Below are 23,668 nucleotides of genomic sequence, written 5' to 3'. Positions count from 1 at the left end.
GAAAATTAATCAAACGTTTGTTTAAGATATATGTTCGATGCAGAATGAGAGAAGAATCGAAAAAAATTATATATTTATTTTTTTCTTAACAAATGGCGGAAAAATAAGAAAAATTCGCAGGATTATTAAAATTTATCACGAAATAAGTAAAAGTTTAGCGAATAATCGTTTGAAATAATAAAACGTTTTCTATATGATAAAGGTAAAGGTTAGTAAAAAAGTAGGTGAATTTATGACAGTAACATTTTATTCATATCCAAAGTGTGGCACATGTCAAAAGGCAAAGAAATGGTTTGAGGCAAACGATGTAGCATATGAGATGATTCATATTGTTGAAAATCCACCGTCAAAAGAAGATGTACGTAATTTACATGTAAAAAGTGAATTACCATTAAAAAAATTCTTTAATACAAGTGGAATGCGTTACCGCGAACTTGGTCTAAAAGATAAGTTGAAAGATGCAAGCGAAGACGAAATGTATGAGCTTTTAGCATCTGATGGCATGTTGATTAAACGTCCAATTGTAACAGATGGAACGAATGTAACACTTGGTTTTAACGAAGAGCAGTTTGAAAGTGTGTGGAAAAAGTACCAATAAGGTATTTTTACATAATTAATACATTCACTGGAGGTACAGTCATGAGCATTCCAAATAATTTACGTTACTCTGAAGAACACGAATGGGTAAAAACTGAAGGTAATGAAGTTGTAATCGGTATTACTCACTTTGCACAAGGTGAGCTAGGCGATATCGTATTCGTTGAACTTCCTGAAGTAGGTGCAACAATCGAAGCTGACGAGCCATTCGGAAGCGTAGAATCTGTTAAAACAGTTTCTGAATTATACGCACCTGTAAGCGGTAAAGTTGTAGCAGTAAACGAAGAATTAAGTGACCAACCAGAACTTGTAAACGAATCTCCATACGAGGGTGCATGGATGGTTAAAGTTGAACTTTCTGATGCAAGCCAAGTTGAGAAGTTATTAACTGCAGAAAAATATGCAGAAATGACAAACCAAGACTAATTTTAGTCAACTGAAGGACAGCCTTTGTGCTGTCCTTTTTATTTTGTGCTACATAATGAGTTGAAAAGCACATATATATGAATCAATTATCATGTGAGAGTACATTAATGGGAAATCTATTTAGTGAAGTTTCATGCTTTTTACAATCTAAACAAGCCGCTTCCGCTTTTCTTTTGCAAAAATAAACAGGAAACAACATGAAAATAACGAATATACTATATACTAAGTTAAAGGTTGTATAGTATATGGTGATCGGGTGATGACATATGATTTATGTAGAAAAAGTCATTATTGTAGAAGGTAAATCAGACAGAAGAAAGATTGAATCTATTATTCGTGAACCGGTGGAAATTGTTTGTACAAATGGTACAATTGGTTTGTCGAAAATGGATGAGCTCATTGATCAGTTTTTTGATAAGGACGTATATGTGCTAGTGGATGCTGATGATGCAGGAGAAAAGTTAAGGAAACAGTTTCGAAAAGAATTTCCGCAAGCAGAGCATATTTATATTGATCGCTCGTACCGAGAAGTGGCGACTGCACCTTCTTCACATTTAGCAAATGTATTATGGGGAGCTGACATTGACGTTTATACAGAATATTTACGGTAAGGAATGATAGAAGTGATTGACTGGACAGGAGCCGAAGCTACAGCCCTAATAGAGAATGAAGAAAAAACAGTGCTATATGTATATACACCGATGTGTGGAACATGCCAATTAGCAAAGAAGATGTTAACGGTTGTCGAGATGACGATTGAAGAGTTGAAAATTGGAATGTTAGATTTAAATTATGCTCCGCATTTAGCGAAAGAGTATGGAATCGAAAGTGTGCCTTGTTTACTTGTTTTTGAAAATGGGACACTCATGAAGAAGATATATGCATTTCATTCGGTTGAATATTTATATACGGAATTAAAGTAGGCGGCAAAGTTTTTGCCGCCTCGACATATTTCTTGGGAAATATGTCGACATGCGGGATGGATACAGTATTTGTCGAGCGAAAGTAACAGGATTGCTCTTTAGTGAGAGGGAAATGGTATGTAATAGAAAGTGATATGAAGGATGTGATTTAGGGTGAAATTATATTCTTTGCTTCAATCATTTGTAAATTACGCTAACGGTCAATATCATTTAGAACCGCTTTTAAGACAAGGAGAAAAAACTGTTAATTTCCGCTTTGGAGATGAAAGTTGTTCATTACAAATTTCAAGAGATTATATAGAATTGTCACAAGAGGCAAGAGGAACGGAACAAATTGTGTGCTTAGATGAAGAGGATGTAAAACAATTAGTGAACGGAAATGTAAGATTGCAAACGTTAATGAACGATGGACGTGTGCAATATTCGGGAACATATCGAACGATGCTATTAGTTGAATCGATGTTTCATATATGTAAACCGATGTCAGTAGGTGCTTAAAATTCTGAAGTTTCTTGTTTTGTGAAAATTCTTGTTGACATGACGTGTGGATATTGATACAATTCAATTCATAAAATATAGACAATTTCATAAATTACAAATCAGACGAAAATTAAATCTGATTTCTCTTATCAAGAGAGGTGGAGGGACTGTGCCCTGTGAAGCCCGGCAACCGTCAACTTATGTTGAAATGGTGCCAATTCCTGCAAAGCGAATGCTTTGAGAGATGAGAGAGAGGGATAATGTTGTTATATACGCATATAAACCTTTCTGCTTCTCTAAAGCGGAAAGGTTTTTTTGTTGTTTGAATGTGGAGGACATTCAAATAATAAGAGGAGCTATGGCGATAGATTACACGCATGAAAAATAAAAAAATTGCGGAGTCTATCCAAAGTTTTATGAAATCCAGCTCCAGCGGCTAGAACAGTCGTTCGTTTCATCCCTTCCTATGAGGCAAAAAGCGCCTCTACGTCAGGGATTCGGGCGTCCACTTGTTCTAAACGAGCCGCTTGCGCTTTTTACTTAAAAAAGGGGTGAACATCATGATCTTATTAGAAAATGTAAAGAAAATATATAAGGCAAAAAGCGGTGATGTCACTGCTGTAGATAACGCCAATTTAAAAATAGAAAAAGGCGAAATATTTGGTGTTATCGGATATAGTGGTGCTGGGAAAAGTTCTTTAATAAGGCTGTTTAATCAGTTAGAGAAACCAACTTCTGGCCAAATTACAATTGCAAATCGTGTCATTTCAGCAATTACAGGAAGTGAACTTCGTAAGGCAAGGCAAGAAATTGGAATGATTTTTCAGCACTTCAACTTACTTTGGTCACGAACTGTACGCGAAAATATCGCATTTCCACTTGAGATTGCAGGTGTTGATAAGGAGAAGAGAAGAAAACGTGTTGATGAGTTAATTCATCTCGTTGGATTAGAAGGAAGAGGAGACGCGTATCCATCCCAGTTAAGTGGTGGACAAAAGCAACGTGTTGGGATTGCTAGAGCGTTAGCTAACAACCCACAAGTGCTTTTATGTGATGAAGCAACGTCAGCACTGGATCCGGAAACGACAGATCAAATTTTAGATTTACTACTTGATATTAATAAGCGTCTCGGTTTAACAATTGTATTGATTACACATGAGATGCACGTAATTCGAAAGATTTGTAATCGTGTTGCGGTAATGGAGAAAGGGAAAATCGTAGAAACAGGTCCAGTACTTGACGTATTCCGTAATCCACAGCAAGACATTACGAAACGCTTTGTACAGCAGTTAACAGATTCTGAAGATACAAACGAAACAATTGAAAGTTTAATTGAAAAATATCCAGATGGCAAAGTAATTCGCTTGCAGTTTGTCGGCGAGGCTGTAGAAAGACCAGTACTTCAAAGATTAATGCAACGCAGTGATATAGAAGTTAGCATTTTGCAAGGAAATATCGCACAAACGAATAACGGTTCTTACGGAAGTTTAGTTGTTCATTTAAATGGTGAGGAAACAGCAATCCAGCAAGCGATAGAGGGAATACATCAAGATCAAGTAGAGCTGGAGGTGATTGCACATGGATAAGTTACTCGCAAATGTTGATTGGAATCAAATGTTAGAAGCGACTGGTGAAACGTTATATATGACGGCAATCGCAGCGCTTGCCACATTTGTTTTAGGACTCATTTTAGGATTGTTACTCTTTATGACATCGAAAGATAATTTATGGGAAAACAAAGCGGTTAATACAGGGATTGGAGCCTTTGTAAACATATTCCGTTCTATACCGTTCATCATTTTAATCATTTTATTAATTCCATTCACAAAGATTATCCTTGGAACAATTCTCGGGGCTAGTGCAGCATTGCCAGCTTTAATTATTGGAGCGGCACCATTTTACGCAAGAATGGTTGAAATTGCACTTCGTGAAATTGATAAAGGTGTAATCGAAGCTTCAAAAGCAATGGGGGCAAAAACAAGCACAATCATTTTAAAAGTGTTAATTCCAGAATCATTACCAGCGTTAGTATCTGGTATTACGGTAACGACAATTGCTTTAGTAGGCTACACAGCAATGGCGGGAGTTGTTGGTGCTGGTGGTCTTGGAACACTTGCTTACTTAGAAGGATTCCAGCGTGGAAATAACGATGTAACAATCGTTGCGACAATTTGTGTGTTACTAGTTGTATTTTTCATTCAGTGGATTGGTGATAGTGTAACGACTCGAATAGATAAAAGATAATGAAAACAGGAGGGTATTTCAAATGAAAAAATTATTACTTACAGCACTTATTTCAACTTCAATTTTTGGGTTAGCTGCTTGTGGCGGGAAAGATAAAGATGAAAAGAAACTAGTTGTTGGGGCTTCTAACGTACCGCACGCTGAAATTTTAGAAAAGGCAAAACCGTTGCTTGAGAAAAAAGGAATTGAATTAGAAGTGAAAAAATTCCAAGATTACGTGTTGCCAAATAAATCGTTAGCGGATAAGGAATTAGATGCAAACTACTTCCAGCACATTCCGTATTTAGAAAAAGAAATTAAAGATAAAAAATATGATTTTGAAATAGCGGGGAAAATTCATTTAGAACCAATTGGTGTATACTCTCAAAAGTATAAGAGCTTAAAAGAACTGCCAGACGGGGCAACAATCATTATGAGTAATTCCGTTACTGACCATGGACGTGGTTTAGCAATTTTACAAAAAGAAGGTATTTTAAAAATTAAAGACGGAGTAGATCCAGTTAGTGCAACTCCGAAAGATATTGCAGATAATCCGAAAAACTTAAAGTTCAAAACGGATATCGAGCCTGGTTTATTACCACAAGTGTATAACAATAAAGAAGGCGACGCTGTTCTAATTAACTCTAACTATGCAATTGATGCGAAATTAAACCCAGAAAAAGATGCGATTGCAATTGAAGGTAGCGATTCTCCGTATGCTAACATCGTAGCAGTTCGTAAAGGGGATAAAGATAAGAAAGAAATTAAAGCTCTTGTAGAAGTGTTGCATTCTAAAGAAATTGAAGACTTTATTACTAAAGAGTATAAAGGGGCAGTTGTTCCTGTAAAAGAATAATTGTTTGAAGAAGGGCTGGTGTATGCCGGCTCTTTTTTTCTAACTACATACCTATAGGGGAGAAGGGGATATCAGATGAAAAAGATTATACTGTCAGTTGTTACAGCGCTATCTGTATTTACATTAGCTGCTTGCGGGGGAAAAGAGGAAAATAAGCTTGTCGTTGGAGCTTCTAACGTGCCGCACGCTGTCATTTTGGAGAAAGCACAGCCAATATTAGAGAAAAAGGGTATTAAATTAGAGATTAAAAAGTTCCAGGACTATGTTTTACCGAATAAAGCGTTAACGGATAAAGAAATTGATGCGAATTACTTCCAACACATTCCATATTTAGATAAAGAAATTCAAGAAAAAGGATATAAAATTGTAAACGCAGGAAAAATTCATTTAGAACCAATGGGCATTTATTCTAAGAAATATAAAAGCTTAAAAGACCTGCCAGAGGGCGGAACAGTTATTATGAGTAATAACGTGGCTGAGCGCGGCCGTATGTTAGCACTATTACAAAAAGGTGGCGTTATTAAGCTTAAAGATGGAGTAGATGTTGTTAAGGCGACAGTAAAAGATGTTGTAGAAAATCCGAAAAACTTAAAGTTTAAAACAGATGTTGAACCTGGACTGTCACCGAAGCTGTATGAAAATAATGAGGGAGATGCTTTATTTATTAATTCAAACTATGCAATTGATGCGAAATTAAATCCAACAAAGGATGCAATTGCGATTGAAGGATCAGACTCTCCGTATGCAAATATTATTGCAGTTCGTAAAGGTGACGAGAAGAAAAAAGAAATTAAAGAACTGGTAGAAGTATTGCATTCAAAAGAAATTCAGGATTTTATTACTAAAGAATATAAAGGTGCTGTACTTCCGGTAAGTGAATAAACGTAAGGAAAGGACTGGGAATTTATCAGTCCTTTTTTCTTTATATATATAAGAAGAAAGGTGTATCATATAAGGATGCAAAGGAAATACTTATATACATTTGTGAAAAAATTGTTACTTTTTTTCGTCGTTTGCGATATCATTTTATTTGATATAAAATTAGAATGAGAATAAAATGAGAATATGAACGTTTTAGGAATTTTTAAAATGTATATATAGGATTAATGGAGGTATTGAGATGGCTGGTTCTACATTAACGGTTAAAGACTTACACGTATCAATTGACGGCAAAGAAATTTTAAAAGGTGTAAACCTTGAAGTAAAAGGTGGAGAAATCCACGCAATTATGGGACCTAACGGAACAGGTAAATCAACTTTATCTTCTGCAATTATGGGTCACCCAAAGTATGAAGTAACAGAAGGTAGCATCATCATTGACGGTGAAGATGTATTAGAAATGGAAGTAGACGAGCGCGCACAAGCAGGTCTATTCTTAGCAATGCAATATCCAAGTGAAATTAGCGGAGTTACAAACGCTGACTTCTTACGTTCTGCGATTAACGCACGTCGTGAAGAAGGCGATGAAATTTCTCTTATGAAATTTATCCGTACGTTAGATAAAAACATGGAATTCCTAGAAATGGATCCAGAAATGGCACAACGTTACTTAAATGAAGGTTTCTCTGGCGGTGAGAAAAAACGTAATGAGATTCTTCAATTAATGATGATTGAGCCAAAAATTGCAATCTTAGACGAAATCGATTCTGGTCTTGATATCGATGCGTTAAAAGTTGTATCTAAAGGTATTAACCAAATGCGCGGCGAAGAGTTCGGTTGCCTAATGATTACGCATTACCAACGTTTATTAAACTACATCACTCCAGACTTCGTTCACGTTATGATGAACGGTCGTATCGTTAAATCTGGTGGACCTGAGCTTGCACAACGTCTAGAAGCTGAAGGTTACGACTGGATTAAAAAAGAATTAGGTATTGAAGACGAAACAGCAGAGCAAGAAGCGTAAGAGAGGAGCATAAACATGACAATCGGTACATTACCTTTCGATCAAGAAACAATCCGTCAGCGCGCTAGCGAAGTAAACGAAGCTGCTTGGTTGACTGAGTTCCGCTTACAAGCTCTTGCACAAGCAACAGAACTTCCAATGCCAACGCCTGATAAAACGAAAATTGAAAAATGGGACTTTATCGGAAAAGGCGACGCTGCTAAGCAAGAGCCTGTAAGTTCTTTAACAGAGCTTCCAGAAGCAGTGAAAAACTTAATCGATGAAAATAACAGCGTATTAGTACAACGTACTGGTACAACTGCGTTCGTTTCTTTAGCAGACGAAGCAAAAGAAAAAGGTGTTATTTTTACAGACATCGTAACAGCTGCAACAGAGCATGCTGAACTATTACAAAAGTATTTAATGAAAGACGGCGTGAAAGTAGACGAGCATCGTCTAACTGCACTTCATGCTGCATTAATCAACGGCGGTGCATTCGTATATGTTCCGAAAAACGTTGTTCTTGAAACTCCACTTCAAGCTGTATTCTTAGTAGACGGCGAAGAAGCTAACGTATATAACCACGTATTATTCGTAGCTGATGCGAACAGTACTGCAACTTATGTAGAAAACTATGTTGCAAATGAAAATGCTAAAGGTATTGCAAATATCGTAGCAGAAGTAATCGTGGAACAAGGCGCACAAGTGAAATTCGGTGCGGTTGATTTATTAGCAAAAGACGTAACAACTTACGTTAACCGCCGCGGCATTGTAGGACGCGACGGCCGCATTGATTGGGCTCTAGGCCTTATGAATGACGGAAACACAATCTCAGAGAACGTTACGAACTTAATGGGCGACGGTTCATATGCTGATACGAAAACAGTAACAATTGGCCGTGGTAACCAAACACAAAACTTTACAACTAAAGTTGTTCACTTCGGTAAACACTCTGAAGGTTGGATTTTAAAACACGGTGTACAAAAAGATAGTGCAACATCTATCTTTAACGGAATTGGTAAGATTGAACACGGTGCATCTAAATCAAATGCACAACAATCTTCTCGCGTTCTTATGTTAGACGAGAAAGCTCGCGGAGATGCAAACCCAATTCTTTTAATTGACGAAGATGATGTAATGGCAGGTCACGCAGCTTCAGTAGGCCGCGTAGATCCGTACCAATTATACTACTTGATGAGCCGTGGTATTCCAAAACGCGAAGCAGAACGTTTAGTCATCCATGGATTCTTAGCACCTGTAGTAAATGAGCTTCCAATTGAAGGAGTAAAAGCACAGCTTGTTGAGGTAATTGAAAGGAAAGTTCGCTAATGAATATTCATGAAATACGCAAACAGTTTCCAATTCTTGATCAAAAAGTGAACGGCAAACAACTTGTTTATTTCGATAGTGCAGCAACTTCTCAAAAACCAATTCAAGTCATTGAAACGTTAGAACGTTACTATAAAGAATATAATTCTAACGTGCATCGCGGTGTTCATACGCTCGGTACGAAAGCTACTGACGCGTATGAAGGTGCACGTGAGAAAGTTCGCAAGTTTATTAACGCGAAATCAATGGAAGAGATTATTTTCACGCGCGGAACGACAACAGCATTAAATACAGTAGCGGCTAGCTATGGTCTTGAAAATGTAAAAGAAGGCGATGAAATCGTTATTTCTTACATGGAACACCATAGTAACATCATTCCGTGGCAACAAGTTGCGAAGAAAACTGGCGCAACTTTGAAATACCTTCCGCTTCAACTAGACGGTACAATTTCTTTAGAAGATGTTCGTCAAACTGTTACACCGAATACAAAAATCGTTTCTATTATGCACGTGTCAAACGTACTTGGAACGATTAACCCTGTAAAAGAAATCGGAGCAATCGCACATGAAAACGGTGCAATCATGATCGTTGATGGAGCACAAAGTGCACCTCATATGAAAGTGGATGTACAAGATTTAAACTGTGATTTCTACGCATTATCTGCTCATAAGATGTGCGGACCAACAGGTGTCGGCGTATTATATGGTAAGAAAGAATTGCTAAACAATATGGAACCAATTGAATTTGGTGGTGAAATGATTGATTTCGTAGACTTACAAGAATCTACGTGGAAAGAGCTTCCGTGGAAGTTCGAAGCAGGTACACCGATTATCGGTAATGCAATCGGACTTGGTGCGGCAATTGATTTCCTAGAAGAAATCGGTCTTCATAATATTGAAAAGCATGAACATGAATTAGCGCAATACGCTTTAGAAAGACTATCAGAAGTAGATGGCGTTACAATTTATGGTCCAAAGCATCGCGCTGGTCTTGTTACATTTAATATTGAAGACGTACATCCTCACGATGTAGCGACAGTATTAGATGTAGAAGGTATTGCGGTTCGCGCAGGACACCACTGTGCACAACCGCTTATGAAGTGGCTGAAAGCTTCTTCAACAGCACGTGCGAGCTTCTATTTATATAATACAAAAGAAGAAATTGATACATTTGTTGAATCGCTAATCAAGACGAAGGAGTATTTCACAAATGTCATTTAATAATTTAGATACGTTATATCGTCAAGTTATTATGGATCATTATAAGAATCCTCGTAACAATGGCGTGCTAGAAGATAGTGTTACAGTAAACTTGAACAATCCAACTTGCGGCGATCGTATTCAACTTACGATGAAAGTAGAAGAAGGTATTGTGCAAGAAGCGAAGTTTGAAGGAGAAGGATGTTCTATCTCAATGTCTTCAGCTTCCATGATGACACAAGCAGTAAAAGGTAAGAAAATTGAAGAGGCACTTCAGCTTTCTAAAATTTTCTCTGACATGATGCTAGGAAAAGAGTACGATGACAGCATCGATTTAGGAGATATTGAAGCATTACAAGGCGTATGCAAGTTCCCTGCACGTATTAAATGTGCAACATTAGCGTGGAAAGCGTTAGAAAAGGGCTTAAACGAAGATAAGTAATGTTAAAGGTTCCTAAAAACGAGGTTATCTAAGGAGGGACACACCAACATGGCGAAGCAACTGCCAGATATCGGCGATTACAAATATGGTTTCAAAGACAAAGACGTTTCGATTTTCCGTGCTGGACGCGGTTTAACAAAAGAAATCGTTGAAGAGATTTCACGTATGAAAGAAGAACCACAGTGGATGTTAGACTTCCGTTTAAAATCACTGGATAAGTTCTATGAAATGCCAATGCCACAATGGGGCGGCGACTTAAATGACTTAGATTTCGATGAAATTACGTACTACGTAAAACCATCTGAGAAATCTGAGAAGTCTTGGGATGAAGTACCTGATGAAATTAAAGCGACATTTGATAAATTAGGTATTCCTGAAGCAGAGCAAAAATATTTAGCTGGTGTGTCTGCACAGTACGAATCTGAAGTTGTATACCACAACATGAAAGAAGACTTAGAAGCTCTAGGAATCGTCTTCAAAGATACAGATAGCGCATTAAAAGAGAACGAAGATATTTTCCGTGAGCATTTCGGAAAAGTAATCCCACCAACAGACAACAAATTCTCTGCATTAAACTCTGCAGTTTGGTCTGGTGGATCATTCATCTATGTTCCAAAAGGTATTAAAGTTGATACACCACTTCAAGCGTATTTCCGTATTAACTCTGAAAATATGGGACAATTCGAGCGTACGCTTATCATCGTAGACGAAGGCGCACACGTACACTACGTAGAAGGTTGTACAGCACCTGTTTACACGACTAACTCACTTCACAGTGCGGTAGTAGAAATCATCATTAAGAAAGATGCATATTGCCGTTATACAACAATCCAAAACTGGGCGAACAACGTATACAACCTAGTTACAAAACGTGCGGTTTGTGAAGAAAACGCAACGATGGAATGGATTGACGGTAACATCGGATCTAAATTAACGATGAAATACCCAGCAGTTATCTTAAAAGGCGAAGGCGCTCGTGGTTTAACGTTATCTATCGCGATTGCTGGTAAAGGCCAACACCAAGATGCTGGTGCGAAAATGATTCACTTAGCACCAAACACTTCTTCAACAATCGTTTCTAAATCGATTGCGAAGCATGGTGGTAAAGTAACTTACCGTGGTATCGTACACTTCGGACCAAAAGCGAAAAACTCTCGCTCTAACATCGAGTGTGACACGTTAATCATGGATAACCAATCTACATCTGATACAATTCCTTACAACGAAATCAAAAACGATTACGTTTCACTTGAGCACGAAGCGAAAGTATCGAAAGTATCAGAAGAACAATTATTCTACCTAATGAGCCGCGGTATTTCTGAGCAAGAAGCTACAGAAATGATCGTAATGGGCTTCATCGAGCCATTCACTCGCGAACTTCCAATGGAATACGCAGTTGAAATGAACCGCCTAATCAAGTTTGAGATGGAAGGTTCTATTGGTTAAATAGAAACGCGGAGCCGACTGTTCAGCCCCGTTGGCTAAGGTTCTTAGACATGAGGGGCTAGGAGGCGAAGCTGGATAATATTTAAAAGTGGAAGCAGCTTATTCTAGCCGCTAGAACTGGATAATATATGTATGAAGAAAGCGTCCTGCTGTGCAGGGCGCTTTTTTATTTGTTATTTATCCCGCATTAACGGGCAGTAAGGCCCCCACCTCAAAATTCAGTGGAAGCAAAGAAGTTAGGTGGGGGCGGGCTGCCCGTAAAAGCCTTCACCAATCGGAGATGGGGAAAGAGATACCCGGGTGGGTGTTCGGCTAAATATATCAACGATTTTTCAAATATATCGATCATAAATGGGAATATATCAACGATTATTTCAATATATCAACGTTTCGACAAGGAATATCGATTTGTCGACAAAGTAAGACAAAAGAAAAACCTCACATACCCCAAACATTTTATAAGAACAGAGAACGACTAGATTTAAGACAAAGATACTGACAAATCCACTTGAACAACCACCCACTGAATTCTCTATTAAACTTTTTGACCAATCCCCCACTTCACCATCTAAAATCCTTTCACACCAACTAGAAAAAACAAAAGTTTCCATATAAAAAAGACAATCTTTTGCTTTTTCTCATAATGCGAGTACAATGTAAAATAGCAAGAAAAGACGAAAAGTATTTACAGGATTATTGCGTACGTATAGCGTAAATGGCAGTAAGGAATTGAGAGGAGGTTTTTTCTCTGAATATAAATAAAGAAACAATCATCCACCTTTATCATACAAACGATATACATAGTCATTTTGAAAATTGGCCGCAAATTTATCGGTTTGTACAAGGGGAGAAAAAGCGAAGACAGGAAGCGGGAGAGACCGTTTTGACGGTTGATATCGGCGATCATGTGGATCGTTTTCACAGTATTTCGGAAGCGACGAATGGGCTTGGCAATACGAAGCTTTTAAATGAGGCGTTATATGATTATGTAACGATTGGAAATAATGAAGGAATTACGTTAGCGAAGGAGCATTTGAATCGTCTATATGATGATGCTGGATTTGAGGTGCTCGTCGCGAATTTATTTGAAAAAGAAGGTATACGTCCAGCATGGGCAAAGCCTTATAAATTACATACAACGACAGATGGAATTACGATTGCTTTTATTGGATTAACGGTAGCATATCCCGAGTTTTATCAAATGTTAGACTGGCACATTGAAGATCCAATCGAGCATTTAGAGTCTATTTTAGAAGAAGTGAAAGATGAGGCGCATATTAAAGTTGTCCTATCTCACCTTGGAAAAAGCATGGATGAGTATATGGCGGAGCATTATGATATAGATGTTATTTTAGGTGCACATACGCATCATTTATTTGAGCGCGGTGTTCTTATGAATAATACTTTACTTTGTTGTTGTGAAAAGTGGGGCCGTTACGTTGGGCACGTGCAGCTTACTGTGGATAAAGAGACGAAGAGACTGTTGAAGAAGGACGGTAGAGCGATTAAGACAGAGCGGTTAGGTGCTTATAGTAAACCGTTATCCACAATTGAAATGCTGCAGGAAGAAAGTAAGCATATCATGGCAGAGCCTGTCGTTCATTTAAAGGAATCATTACCAGTTGATTGGTTTCATGAGACACCATTTTCGCACATGTTAGCAAATGCGCTGAAAACGTGGTGCGGTGCAGAGATTGGAATGGTGAACGCTGGTGTACTTCTTGAGGGATTAGAAGAAGGTGTTGTGACTCGCGGAGATATTCACAGAATTTGTCCACATCCAATTAATCCATGTGCGTTGAAAGTGTCAGGAAAAACATTAAGAGAAGTGATCTTGAAAGCACGCCGCCCGAATATGGAGAATCTTGAGGTGAAAGGATTCGGATTTCGAGGAAAAGTGATGGGGAAAATGATTTACGCTGGTGTAGAAGTCATTCCAGATACGACTCCTGGGAATAAAATTTTACTCGAAGATGTATTGATTAACGGGGAATCGCTGGAATTAGATCGTATATATACGGTTGGAACGATTGATATGTTTACATTCGGATACTTATACCCAGAGCTATCCACACTTTCTGACAAACAATATTATATGCCGGAACTACTTAGAGATGTGTTAACAGACGTGTTGATAACTCATACATCTTCCGTCAAACTATAGGCTAGTTACTTGTAACACTCATTTTTCTCTTGTCATACAGATAAGAAAGAGAGGAGTGTGAACTATGGTTAATGTGGAGCCAATTATAATCGATAATTATACGTTTATTGCGGTTAGTGTAAAACTTCCAAAGACAAATTTGCTAGCTGTAATGAGCGATAAAGGATATATTATGTGTGGTGCATTAGATGTAGGTCTTTTAAATGAGAAGTTAGGTGATCGGGGAATTATTGCTGGCCGTGCGGTTGGTGTAAGAACCATTGAACAACTTCTTGAAGCACCGTTAGAATCCGTAACGACTGGAGCGGAAGCGTTAGGTATTCCAGTAGGAACGATTGGAAAAGAAGCGTTATTAAAAATGAGATAAGCATATATCGTCCCTCCTTCTTGCATAGAAATGATATAAGAAGGAGGTTTTTTTATGAGCATATTTCGTTCGAAAAATTCGCGGTTTCGAAGGGGACCTATTTCCTTTCGGTACATACTGCTTATGTCGTTTATTCTTTTTGTGATATTACTAATGCAAGGATTATGGATTGTGAATAACAGCATTCAGCCAACGTTAATGAAATATGGGGAAGTAGAGACGCATAAAATGGCGACAGCAGTCATGACGAAGGCGGTAAAGGATAGAATTAATGAAGGATTCGACGTCGATTCATTAATGAAAGTACAAACGGATCGGAACGGAAGAGTATCTACAATTAATTTAAATACAAAGCAAGTAAATGAAATCGTAACATCAACGACCACATACATAGAAAAATATTTACAGCAAGTAGAACAAGGGAATTTGAAGGAGCTAGGTATTTCTGAAAAAAACGGGGCGACTATGGCAGTTCCTTTTGGTCGTGTAACGGATAATGTGCTTCTCGGACATCTGGGGCCAGATATTCCGATTGATTTCACGACAATCGGTCATGTAAACACGGATATTAAACAAAAAATTGAGCCGCATGGGATTAATAATACAGCGATTCAAATTGTTATGGAGATGGAAGTAACGTTGCAAGTGATTATTCCATTTCATACGAAAGAAATAAAAGTGAAACAAGATGTTCCGATTGCAACGCGCATTGTTCAAGGAGAAGTGCCTACTTATTATGGAAGCGGTGGCGTTGTTGTACCGGATAAAAAGAAAACGGATAGTTAGCGAATATAAAGTGAAACTTTAATCAGTGGGGGGCTTTTACGGGCAGTTGATCCCCAACCGACCGAACGCCTTTGCTTTCGCTGAATTTTGAGGTAGGGATCTTACTGCCGGGCAAATAGCGGGATAAAAAATAACCGTAGCAATCTGCTACGGTTATCGTTTTGTATTTGCTCGTTCTTTGCGTTCCCACAAGCTTAAATGCATGTATGGATCGAAGGCCCATTCTGTATAGCCATTGTCTTTATACATGCCAAAATGTAAGTGGGGCGGAAATTTTCCGGCTGTACCAGGAGGTCCATAACCGGTGCTACCAACAAATCCGATTACTTTTCCTGGCTCAACAATTTGTCCAAGCTGTATTTCTTTTGAGAACCCGCCTAAATGTGCGTAATAATGGTAATTATTATGCAGATCGCGAATGCCGATACGCCATCCACCAAGACGGTTCCATCCTTTTGTCTCAATAATGCCATAGCAAGTCGATCTTACTGGTACACCATATCCTGCAAAAATATCGGTTCCTTCATGAACTCTTCTTCCTCCAAAACTTCTTCCAGCGCCGAAAGTACTACGGTAGCTATGGTCACTGCGAATTGGGAGAGGAAAAGCATTTCCCTCTAAATTAATACGTCCATAATGTTTATAAATTCGGGCGTATTCACTAATTAAATCAACTGTTTTTGCACGTCTATAATATTCCCAGAGCATAATTTTAATACGGTCTTCTGACGTTCCTTGTTTCCTTAAAATAGTCGCTGCGGTATGCAGAAGATCACGGTCGCTACTTGCATTTGCAAATCCATCTTTGTCACCATCTAAACCTATTCCGCCAAATAGAGAAATTGTATGGGGGAGAGTATCGTTACTATTAATAGGTCCAGCCCATATTTCTGGTTTGAAATAAAGGGAAATGATGGCATCTGGTTTTTTCGGAATATCTTTTCTTACGCTCCGTATATTTCTTTCATATTGATCCATTGCAGCTAAGTAATACCACGGAATGCCTGAAGACTGCTCGGTTTCTTTATATAGTGCCATGCGCTTTTCGTATATGCTTTGCTGATTATCTTCACCGTAAGCGATGTTTTGGTGGAGAAGAAAGCAAATTGAAAGCAAAAGAGAAATTTTTCGAAGCATGAAATAGACTCCTTTCACAACATCACTCTTTTTAGTGTGGGATATACGGAGTATTTCATTATAGGGAACGATTGGAAAAAATCTTAGAATCTTCATTTGAGCAAATCGCTTTCATACGTTAGAATAGATATGTTACATTGAAAGAAGCGAACACGGTAAACTATTTCATATTGTGCGGAGTTGATAACCATGACAAAACAAACAGAATATAAGCGCAAGCCCGAATGGTTGAAAATTAAGTTAAACACGAATGAAAACTATACAGGCTTAAAGAAAATGATGCGTTCTAAAAATCTTCATACCGTTTGTGAAGAGGCAAAATGTCCGAATATTCATGAATGCTGGGCTGTAAGAAAAACAGCAACATTTATGATTTTAGGTGCGGTTTGTACACGTGCTTGTCGTTTTTGTGCGGTTAAAACAGGCTTACCAACTGAGCTTGATTTACAAGAACCAGAACGCGTAGCAGATTCAGTAGTACAAATGGGCTTAAAGCACGTCGTTATAACAGCGGTTGCACGTGATGATTTAAAGGACGGGGGAGCAGCTGTTTTTGCTGAAACAGTACGAGCAGTACGTCGTAAAAACCCATTCACGTCTATCGAAGTATTACCATCTGATATGGGTGGAGTAGAAGAAAACTTAAAAATGTTAATGGATGCAAAACCAGATATTTTAAACCATAACATTGAAACAGTACGTCGATTATCTGACCGAGTTCGCGCTAGAGCAAAATATGATCGTTCATTAGAGTTTTTACGTCGAGCGAAAGAAATGCAGCCTGATATTCCAACTAAATCGAGCATTATGGTGGGCTTAGGTGAAACGAGAGAAGATTTAATTGAAGCAATGGATGACTTACGTGCAAACAATGTGGATATTTTAACTCTTGGGCAATACCTACAACCATCTAAGAAGCATTTACCAGTTCTTAAATATTACCCACCAGCAGAATTTGCAGAGCTTAAAGAAATTGCACTTAGCAAAGGATTTAGCCACTGTGAAGCTGGCCCACTTGTACGTTCTTCTTATCATGCGGACGAGCAAGTACGTTCTGCAAAAGAAAAAACAGCAGAAGCCAAATAATGAAAAAAGAGAGCTAACCATTAGCTCTCTTTTTGTTTGTACTCTAAAACAGTATTTGGGCATGTGAATACAATTTTTTTTAATTCCTCTGTGGATAATTCAATTGTAAATTCGGGTACACCAGGTGTAATCAAAATTTTATCGTACGTATAAATGGAACTATCCACAATAATCGTTACATCTTGTGAATAACCGAAAGGAGCTACACAGCCAGGGGTGCAACCAGTTTTTTCTCGTAACTCATGTGGAGAGCAAAGTGATAAGCTTTCTCCTGTTATTTCTTTCATTTCTCCTCGGTCGAGCCGAGTACCCTCTAACGTAAAAAATACGAAATAATCTCCGGATTTTGATTTTAAAAATAAGCTTTTACTTGGAGTACCTTGCAAACCGAGTCTTTCACGCACGATACGATCTGTCTCATAATCAAGCACTGGCTCGTGTTCAAACTTTTCATAAGAAATATTTGTTTTATGTAGTAAAGAAAGTACATCTTCATACATATGGAATGATACCCCTCTCTATTGTTAATACAGTCTCTTCTCGTGGCGTCAACTGAGTGTTTTGGAAAGGGATACTACTTGGACGATGCTTCCCATAATCGCTTTATGATACTTTGTTCACCAATTGTAATTTCGTAAACATCAGGATTCGTTAAAGTTCTCCATTCATTAAAGCCGATCGTATGATCAAAGTGCTTTAAAATGAGTGTAAGTAAGTTTCCATGTGTAACGAGTAGTGTTGTAGTATGGTTTAATTTTAAAACGTCTTGGATAAGCGATATAGCACGGTCCGTCGCTTGTTTTGTTGACTCTCCGCCTGAAAAGGCAATATCTATGTTTGTAAAAGTAGATTCTAGTTTTGGCATCCAATCATCCATCGGAACGTTGCTTAATATACGTTCAGCTAATCGTTCATCCTCTTCGATAGATAGGTTAGCTTGGAGCGCATAGGGCCGAATAGAATCGATAGCTCGGACAAATGGGCTCGAAATAATATGATCTATTTGTATCTGATTTTCTAAAAGGAATGTAGCAAGGATATTAGCTTGATTTTTTCCGGCAGTCGTTAATTCGGCATCACGTTTTTGTCCAGTTGCGGAACAATGTCGTATTACAATAATTTTATTCATAATTCATCCCCATCTTTCAAGTTGACGCTATATACTTCGACAAATGTGGAAAAAATTCCTTTTTCTTGGAAACGGACTAGCGATTTAAGTATGTGGAAAAGTAATGTGGATAAAAAAAATTGAGGTGTCACTATGAAAAAATGATGTGCATTGTATTCATTATTTGTTTTCTTATGCAATTATCCACAACATATGCAGAATCCAATCAAAAGTTAGATTATCCAAGTAATCGAAATAAGCCATTTGTGAGTGAGGATGTGTTTTATAAACAGTTAGATAAGAAAATTTATAAAGAATACAAAAATGTAGCATATAGTGTTCGTAAAAAAATCTCATTTAAAGAAGTGCCTGATGAAGAATTTTCTTTCCTACAAAAAACAGCTGTCGGTTGTCGAAGTAGAGTGGTGCTTCAAGATTTTTTTGTTCACCCTGATCGCCAAGTGTACTTCTTTGCTTCTTTTACTCAAAATGAAGTAGAAGAGTTTCATAAGTATATCGTTATAGATGCAGAAACAAAGAGGGAGCTGCAAGAGGGCAAAAGTTATCATCATTGTGATAATCCTTATAAAGTGAAACTTTAATCAGTGGGGGATTTGTCCACTGATTATTAGTTGAACCAATCGGGTAGTTGATCTCCCGCCTAACTTCTCTGCATTTGCCGAACTTTGAGGTGAGAGTCCTACTGCCCGTTAGTGCGGAGTAAAAAATAACCCACCAACTGGTGGGTTATTTTTTACTCCGGCACACTCATTAATTTCACTTTCATTTTGCGAATCACAACGAGAGCACAAATTGTTAGTAGAAGAGTAATCCCTTCTGCAACAAAGATGTTGATCGTTTTTGTTTGGTAAAGTGCTGCGAAAAAGTCTACAAATGCGTGGAATAATATAGCATATACAAGGAAGATGTACTTCTTTTGTTTTACTGCGTATAAAACAAGCATTGTAAAGGCAATTTGCAATACGAGTGCCATAATTCTTTCTACGCTACCAAGGAAGTAAAAATAGGCAGGCTGCTCGATTAACATGTCCTTTACAAGATTTAATTGAGGTAGTTTTTCTGCCATTTGAGCGAAGCTACCATCGTTAATAGCATTTGCGAATATAAGAGTTTGCAATGCAGAGAATCCGCCAACTAAAATAGATTCTATCCCGCCGTGACCAATTCCGTAAGCAAAGCCATCTTTATATTCTAGATATTTTTTTAGTAGGAAGAAGAAGGCAACGAAGCGTCCTAATTCTTCAAAAATACCAGCAGTTAGCCCGCCATAAAGTGCGAAGACAAATGGATTTTCTAAAAATGGAGCGATTGCTGGATTACCGCGCATAAATAGATGAAATGGTGTTTCGAGAATTTGGGTAAATCCGATAAAGATAAGAACACCAACTCCGACCACTTTCCAATTAATATTATATTTTTTACGGAAATAAACGAGTACAATAATTGGGACCAGAACCGAAACAACGAGTTGCATAATGATGCTGGCAATTACAGTATTTGAAACCATACTTTCACCGCTTTCTAATATATGTACATATCTATTATGCATGAAATATGGGAGAGATGAAACTTTTAGAGATAAATTGAAACTTTAATCAATGGGAGTGTTGTCTATTCCCCGAATTTTGAGGTGAGGGTATTACTGCTCGCAAATAGAGGGATAAAATGAATTTACTTATTGACTTTAACGTTGCGTCATACTTTATCGTATGTATTAAGGGGGAGATACAAATGACAATGAGAGTAAAAGAAGTAGCTGATTTAGTTGGAATTAGTGTGCGCACACTGCATCATTACGATGAAATTGGGTTGTTAACCCCAGACGAGACGACAGAATCTGGATATCGTCTGTATTCTGACGAAAATTTAGAGACACTGCAGCAAATTTTATTTTTTAAAGAGCTAGGCTTCCCTTTGAAGAAAATTAAAGAAATTATCATGAGTCCGTCATTTGATCGCGAAGAAGCATTACAGCTTCATAAGAAAATGCTTCTTGAAAAACGTGCGAGGTTAGATAAGGTGATTGCGACGATTGATAAAACAATTCAGCATACAAAAGGAGAGATTGAAATGACGAACAAAGAGAAATTTGAAGGATTTGATTTTAGCCATAACCCATATGAAGAAGAAGCGCGTGAAAGATGGGGAGATACAGCTGTAGATAAAGCGAACGAATATGCAAAAGGTATGTCAAAAGAGAATCAGGAAGAGTTTAATACTATTTACAGAAATTTAGCGGCGCTTAGACATGGTGCACCTGATTCTAAAGAGGCACAAGAAGCTATTAAAGTATGGTATGATTACTTGCAAAACTTTGGTGAATATTCATTAGAAGCCTTCAAGGGACTCGGTCAAATGTACGTCGCTGATGAGCGCTTCACGAAAAATATTGATAAGTTTGGCGAAGGGTTAGCACAGTTTATGTGTGATGCGATGGAGGTTTATGCGGATCGTAATAAAAAATAAAAGTAAAACAGGTGGAGGTTTTCTCCACCTGTTTACTTTTTAATCATATCATTTAAAGTCTGATCCTCTGTATTGTTCAAATGAGGATTTTTACTCATTTCCCGTTTTAACATATCGAGGCTTTGCGTATATTCTGTATCATTTAATGCACCAGATTGCAGTCCTTGAATTTGAGAAATCAACTTTTGGTCTGTCGATACATATGCTTTATAATAGCGAGGAACGATGGACAAAGCAGCTTTATATACTTGATCCGCTACGAGTTTCGGATTCGTTGTGTTTGCACGGTATACAACAAATACTTCATCATCGGTAACGAGCGTAGCAGCGTTTGTAACGTCAGGAAGTTTGACTGTCATGCTTGTAATCATTTCAGCAACTTTCTCACGGTTAATGGCCCCTACTTGTTTGTTAGATACTTCATGCTTTTGTTTAGATGAATAACCGACTCTCGTTAATCGTGTATTTGTATTTTCCGTATGATACATGTCGTTTTTGTTGGAAACAAGAACACGGCTTCCTTCCTCACGTTCCATTTCGGCTTTATTCGTTGATTGGCAGCCTGCAAATAGGGAAAGAGTGAGAAGGGAAAGTAAAATTTGTTTTTTCACGATGTATCACCTCCTTCTCCATAGCATGTACTAATTTGCAATTTTTTGTATTTGAAATTGTTGGTTGTTATGCTTTGTGATACGATAAAAAGAAGAATGCTTAGAGAGGAAGTTAATGATGGAGCAAAAGCAAGAAATTCATGCTACGGTGAGCATTAATAATGTTCAGTACGAAGTAATTAAAAACTTTCGTGACGGTTTTAGTGAAGAAGCATTTAAAGAGCGCTATGCAGAAATTTTAAATAAATATGATTATATCGTTGGAGACTGGGGATATGAGCAACTTAGATTGCGCGGATTCTTTGATGATAGTAACCAACGTGCGACATATGATACGAAAATTAGTACTTTATCAGAGTATTTATACGAGTACTGTAACTTCGGTTGTGCACACTTCGTATTACGAAAAGTGAAGAAATAAAAAAATCCTCTTACGATTGTAAGAGGATTTTTTCATAGCAATTATACCAGTTGTGAGGAGGCTGTTTACTTTCAAAATAAACAGCACCTCGGCAAATATAATCGTTTTTTTCATATAGACTTAATGAAACCGGATTGCGAGTAAAGCAATCTAGGCGTATGCCATTGTAACCTTTCCGTCTTGCTTCACTTTCCCAAAAAGATAAAAGTACTTTACTATATCCTTTTCCTTGCGAGAGAGGATGGATAACGAAAGAGTGGACGATAAGAAAGCGTCCGTCTGTTTCTGACCAATCAATTCGTTTATATTCGGGAGACTGCCACTCGTTTAACACGACAGCACCAACGAGTGAATCATCCTCAAACAAGCAATAGAGTTCATCTTGTTCTAAGTGATAGGAAATATGTTCTCGAGCTGGATAAGAATCATCCCATTGGTAAATTTGATTTTGTAAGAGCGCTTTTTTACATTCTGTATACATTCTATCTAATCCTTCTAATAAATCCATCGTACCTTTTCTCACGTTTAGCATGAGGCACCTCCTTATAAAAAAATTGAAATATAATCGCCTTCAGAGAGTTGTTTATTTGGTTTCATTTGTTGTCCGTTCAATTGAATATCCCCACTTTTAATTTTATCCACAATGGTAGTACGGCTCCAATCTGAAATATATGTGGATAACACTTTATCAATTCGGTGGGAGCCAAAAACGATGTCTAATACAATCGTGATTTCAACTATGCCACTTTCTTTATGTTGTGTCATAGAAATGGTAGTAGTCGTTTCTGTTTGGTCTTGCTGAATCATATCGATTGTTTCCACATGATCAGTAAATGATTTATAAATGCGCAGTTTTTGATTCCACGTATGATCGTTCGGGCATTTATAAATGGCAAAGCGGTATATGTTTTTTCCATTGGCGTTATGCCTGCGAATATTCGTATCAGTAAATAGGGTATTACGTCCGCAATTTTTACAATATTTTTCGATTGTGTTTTGCTGATTTTCATATAAACTCCAAGAAAGTTGTACTTTCTGCATTTTCCTTCACCTCTTATAGTAGTGGTAAAGGAACGTAATACAGCTATTTGGATGTCTTGTAGTATGAAGACATGAGAAGTAGACAAAAATAAAAGGAGGTTCCCCAAAGAGGAACCTCCGTAAACATCATACTACAGATGCGTTACGTTCCTTTGTAATGGGAATGGGCAGACTACTCCCTTGAAAAAGCACGGTGCTTTTTTGAGAGTAATGCTATCCAATTGCTGGTCCATTACAAAGTAAATGTTGGCATACGTAGATAACGTCCTTTCTATCCAAATAGATTTGTACATAAGTATACCACGAGAGATTGAAAATTCAAAATAATTAAAGTGAAAAAACACCAGCTAAAATAGCTGGTGTTTGAGATAAGTTATATAAGTTCAAATAAAAATGAGCGTAATTCTTCTGCAATTTCTTCAGTCATAGAAAATGCGTGCTCTAAGTAGCCTGGTTCGTTTAAATCGTCAGGACCGATGATTGCAAATTTATTGCTCTGCATATCAAGGACAATTGTTTTACCGTAATGACGATCGGAGTATAAAAGCGCTAAATCATGACGCTCATTTTCTCCCATAAAGCTAACGAAACGAGTTTTTGTAGCGACAGTATCGTCGTACAGAAAGAAACGTTCTTCCATACACATGGCTCCTT

Annotated in this window: 29 protein-coding genes and 1 riboswitch; of the genes, 21 read left to right on the top strand and 8 right to left on the bottom strand. The window is 37.7% G+C overall.

The features are described 5' to 3' along the window. Positions 1-232 precede the first annotated feature (232 nt). The 17 genes from BTOYO_RS11235 (at position 233) to yunB (ending at position 15,123) form a co-directional block, all read left to right on the top strand. Positions 233-598 carry an arsenate reductase family protein gene (locus BTOYO_RS11235; protein ID WP_000218973.1) on the top strand — a complete coding sequence of 122 codons (366 nt, stop codon included), beginning with the start codon at positions 233-235 and terminating at the stop codon, positions 596-598. 41 nt (positions 599-639) lie between these two features. Continuing rightward, positions 640-1,023 (top strand): glycine cleavage system protein GcvH, encoded by a 384-nt coding sequence (gene gcvH / locus BTOYO_RS11230; RefSeq protein WP_000026896.1) that lies wholly within the window; start codon positions 640-642, stop codon positions 1,021-1,023. 266 nt (positions 1,024-1,289) lie between these two features. Continuing rightward, entirely contained in the window at positions 1,290-1,634 is a 345-nt protein-coding gene (locus BTOYO_RS11225; protein ID WP_000640865.1) for a toprim domain-containing protein, read from the top strand. Positions 1,635-1,637: 3 nt separating this feature from the next. Further along, a complete protein-coding gene (locus tag BTOYO_RS11220) occupies positions 1,638-1,946 on the top strand; it encodes a thioredoxin family protein (protein WP_002039867.1) in 309 nt (102 codons plus the stop codon). A 153-nt stretch (positions 1,947-2,099) separates the two neighbouring features. After that, positions 2,100-2,444, top strand: a complete 345-nt coding sequence (locus tag BTOYO_RS11215; RefSeq protein WP_000781225.1) for a hypothetical protein — start codon at positions 2,100-2,102, stop codon at positions 2,442-2,444. A 125-nt stretch (positions 2,445-2,569) separates the two neighbouring features. Then, positions 2,570-2,677, top strand: a riboswitch (SAM riboswitch). Positions 2,678-2,986: 309 nt separating this feature from the next. Continuing rightward, on the top strand, positions 2,987-4,012 hold the full coding sequence (locus BTOYO_RS11210; RefSeq protein ID WP_000601773.1) for a methionine ABC transporter ATP-binding protein: 1,026 nt from the start codon (positions 2,987-2,989) through the stop codon (positions 4,010-4,012). Beyond that, positions 4,005-4,670 carry a methionine ABC transporter permease gene (locus tag BTOYO_RS11205; RefSeq protein WP_000359403.1) on the top strand — a complete coding sequence of 222 codons (666 nt, stop codon included), beginning with the start codon at positions 4,005-4,007 and terminating at the stop codon, positions 4,668-4,670. Before BTOYO_RS11210 ends, BTOYO_RS11205 begins: the two co-directional genes overlap by 8 nt. A gap of 22 nt (positions 4,671-4,692) precedes the next feature. Beyond that, positions 4,693-5,505, top strand: a complete 813-nt coding sequence (gene metQ, locus BTOYO_RS11200; protein ID WP_000735098.1) for a methionine ABC transporter substrate-binding lipoprotein MetQ — start codon at positions 4,693-4,695, stop codon at positions 5,503-5,505. Positions 5,506-5,580: 75 nt separating this feature from the next. Continuing rightward, a complete protein-coding gene (gene metQ / locus BTOYO_RS11195; RefSeq protein WP_000720650.1) occupies positions 5,581-6,387 on the top strand; it encodes a methionine ABC transporter substrate-binding lipoprotein MetQ in 807 nt (268 codons plus the stop codon). A gap of 238 nt (positions 6,388-6,625) precedes the next feature. Further along, complete coding sequence (gene sufC, locus BTOYO_RS11190; protein WP_000929162.1) at positions 6,626-7,411, top strand: Fe-S cluster assembly ATPase SufC; 786 nt, start codon at positions 6,626-6,628, stop codon at positions 7,409-7,411. A gap of 15 nt (positions 7,412-7,426) precedes the next feature. After that, positions 7,427-8,719 (top strand): Fe-S cluster assembly protein SufD, encoded by a 1,293-nt coding sequence (gene sufD, locus BTOYO_RS11185; RefSeq protein WP_000152176.1) that lies wholly within the window; start codon positions 7,427-7,429, stop codon positions 8,717-8,719. Continuing rightward, the gene (gene sufS / locus BTOYO_RS11180; protein WP_001020759.1) at positions 8,719-9,939 is read left to right on the top strand and encodes a cysteine desulfurase SufS; all 1,221 of its coding nucleotides are present in this window, start codon (positions 8,719-8,721) and stop codon (positions 9,937-9,939) included. Before sufD ends, sufS begins: the two co-directional genes overlap by 1 nt. Continuing rightward, a complete protein-coding gene (gene sufU, locus BTOYO_RS11175; RefSeq protein WP_000009525.1) occupies positions 9,929-10,360 on the top strand; it encodes a Fe-S cluster assembly sulfur transfer protein SufU in 432 nt (143 codons plus the stop codon). Before sufS ends, sufU begins: the two co-directional genes overlap by 11 nt. Positions 10,361-10,408: 48 nt before the next feature. Further along, complete coding sequence (gene sufB / locus BTOYO_RS11170) at positions 10,409-11,806, top strand: Fe-S cluster assembly protein SufB (protein ID WP_001118824.1); 1,398 nt, start codon at positions 10,409-10,411, stop codon at positions 11,804-11,806. 826 nt (positions 11,807-12,632) lie between these two features. Continuing rightward, the gene (locus BTOYO_RS11165) at positions 12,633-13,970 is read left to right on the top strand and encodes a bifunctional metallophosphatase/5'-nucleotidase (RefSeq protein WP_229187506.1); all 1,338 of its coding nucleotides are present in this window, start codon (positions 12,633-12,635) and stop codon (positions 13,968-13,970) included. A gap of 64 nt (positions 13,971-14,034) precedes the next feature. Then, complete coding sequence (locus BTOYO_RS11160) at positions 14,035-14,337, top strand: YunC family protein (RefSeq protein WP_000248467.1); 303 nt, start codon at positions 14,035-14,037, stop codon at positions 14,335-14,337. A 54-nt stretch (positions 14,338-14,391) separates the two neighbouring features. Continuing rightward, entirely contained in the window at positions 14,392-15,123 is a 732-nt protein-coding gene (gene yunB / locus BTOYO_RS11155; RefSeq protein WP_002093086.1) for a sporulation protein YunB, read from the top strand. Positions 15,124-15,276: 153 nt separating this feature from the next. On the opposite strand, the gene BTOYO_RS11150 is transcribed toward yunB, so the two are convergent. Beyond that, the gene (locus tag BTOYO_RS11150; RefSeq protein ID WP_000944667.1) at positions 15,277-16,260 is read right to left on the bottom strand and encodes a M23 family metallopeptidase; all 984 of its coding nucleotides are present in this window, start codon (positions 16,258-16,260) and stop codon (positions 15,277-15,279) included. A gap of 189 nt (positions 16,261-16,449) precedes the next feature. Between BTOYO_RS11150 and lipA the strand changes: the two genes are divergently transcribed. After that, positions 16,450-17,346: a lipoyl synthase gene (gene lipA / locus BTOYO_RS11145; protein ID WP_000166369.1), complete on the top strand. Its 897-nt coding sequence runs from the start codon at positions 16,450-16,452 to the stop codon at positions 17,344-17,346. Between the two features lie 20 nt (positions 17,347-17,366). Here the strand turns inward: lipA and BTOYO_RS11140 are convergent, their stop codons facing one another. Both BTOYO_RS11140 and BTOYO_RS11135 read right to left on the bottom strand, forming a co-directional pair. Then, positions 17,367-17,846: a YbaK/EbsC family protein gene (locus BTOYO_RS11140; RefSeq protein ID WP_000272757.1), complete on the bottom strand. Its 480-nt coding sequence runs from the start codon at positions 17,844-17,846 to the stop codon at positions 17,367-17,369. Positions 17,847-17,920: 74 nt separating this feature from the next. Further along, positions 17,921-18,475, bottom strand: coding sequence for a histidine phosphatase family protein (locus BTOYO_RS11135; protein ID WP_001033547.1), 555 nt, complete (start codon positions 18,473-18,475; stop codon positions 17,921-17,923). 140 nt (positions 18,476-18,615) lie between these two features. On the opposite strand from BTOYO_RS11135, the gene BTOYO_RS11130 reads away from it, so the two are divergent. After that, a complete protein-coding gene (locus BTOYO_RS11130; RefSeq protein ID WP_002104427.1) occupies positions 18,616-19,056 on the top strand; it encodes a hypothetical protein in 441 nt (146 codons plus the stop codon). A 152-nt stretch (positions 19,057-19,208) separates the two neighbouring features. Here the strand turns inward: BTOYO_RS11130 and BTOYO_RS11125 are convergent, their stop codons facing one another. After that, positions 19,209-20,024 carry a YhfC family intramembrane metalloprotease gene (locus tag BTOYO_RS11125; protein ID WP_002039875.1) on the bottom strand — a complete coding sequence of 272 codons (816 nt, stop codon included), beginning with the start codon at positions 20,022-20,024 and terminating at the stop codon, positions 19,209-19,211. A gap of 182 nt (positions 20,025-20,206) precedes the next feature. Here BTOYO_RS11125 and BTOYO_RS11120 point away from each other — a divergent pair, with 182 nt between their 5' ends. Further along, entirely contained in the window at positions 20,207-20,941 is a 735-nt protein-coding gene (locus tag BTOYO_RS11120) for a MerR family transcriptional regulator (RefSeq protein ID WP_000178763.1), read from the top strand. 32 nt (positions 20,942-20,973) lie between these two features. On the opposite strand, the gene BTOYO_RS11115 is transcribed toward BTOYO_RS11120, so the two are convergent. Continuing rightward, the gene (locus tag BTOYO_RS11115; protein WP_000744139.1) at positions 20,974-21,552 is read right to left on the bottom strand and encodes a YhcN/YlaJ family sporulation lipoprotein; all 579 of its coding nucleotides are present in this window, start codon (positions 21,550-21,552) and stop codon (positions 20,974-20,976) included. Between the two features lie 118 nt (positions 21,553-21,670). Here BTOYO_RS11115 and BTOYO_RS11110 point away from each other — a divergent pair, with 118 nt between their 5' ends. Then, a complete protein-coding gene (locus BTOYO_RS11110; RefSeq protein ID WP_000435941.1) occupies positions 21,671-21,973 on the top strand; it encodes a YutD family protein in 303 nt (100 codons plus the stop codon). 10 nt (positions 21,974-21,983) lie between these two features. On the opposite strand, the gene BTOYO_RS11105 is transcribed toward BTOYO_RS11110, so the two are convergent. The 3 genes from BTOYO_RS11105 to BTOYO_RS11095 form a co-directional block, all read right to left on the bottom strand. Further along, positions 21,984-22,505 carry a GNAT family N-acetyltransferase gene (locus BTOYO_RS11105; protein WP_000935789.1) on the bottom strand — a complete coding sequence of 174 codons (522 nt, stop codon included), beginning with the start codon at positions 22,503-22,505 and terminating at the stop codon, positions 21,984-21,986. An 11-nt stretch (positions 22,506-22,516) separates the two neighbouring features. Next, a complete protein-coding gene (locus tag BTOYO_RS11100; protein WP_023441094.1) occupies positions 22,517-23,014 on the bottom strand; it encodes a hypothetical protein in 498 nt (165 codons plus the stop codon). Between the two features lie 373 nt (positions 23,015-23,387). Beyond that, complete coding sequence (locus BTOYO_RS11095) at positions 23,388-23,654, bottom strand: DUF3055 domain-containing protein (RefSeq protein ID WP_000392613.1); 267 nt, start codon at positions 23,652-23,654, stop codon at positions 23,388-23,390. Positions 23,655-23,668 lie beyond the last annotated feature (14 nt).

Source organism: Bacillus toyonensis BCT-7112 (assembly GCF_000496285.1).
GTDB lineage: Bacteria > Bacillota > Bacilli > Bacillales > Bacillaceae_G > Bacillus_A > Bacillus_A toyonensis.
Note: the sequence above shows the minus strand (reverse complement) of the source record. Positions and strands in the feature narration are given on the sequence as shown.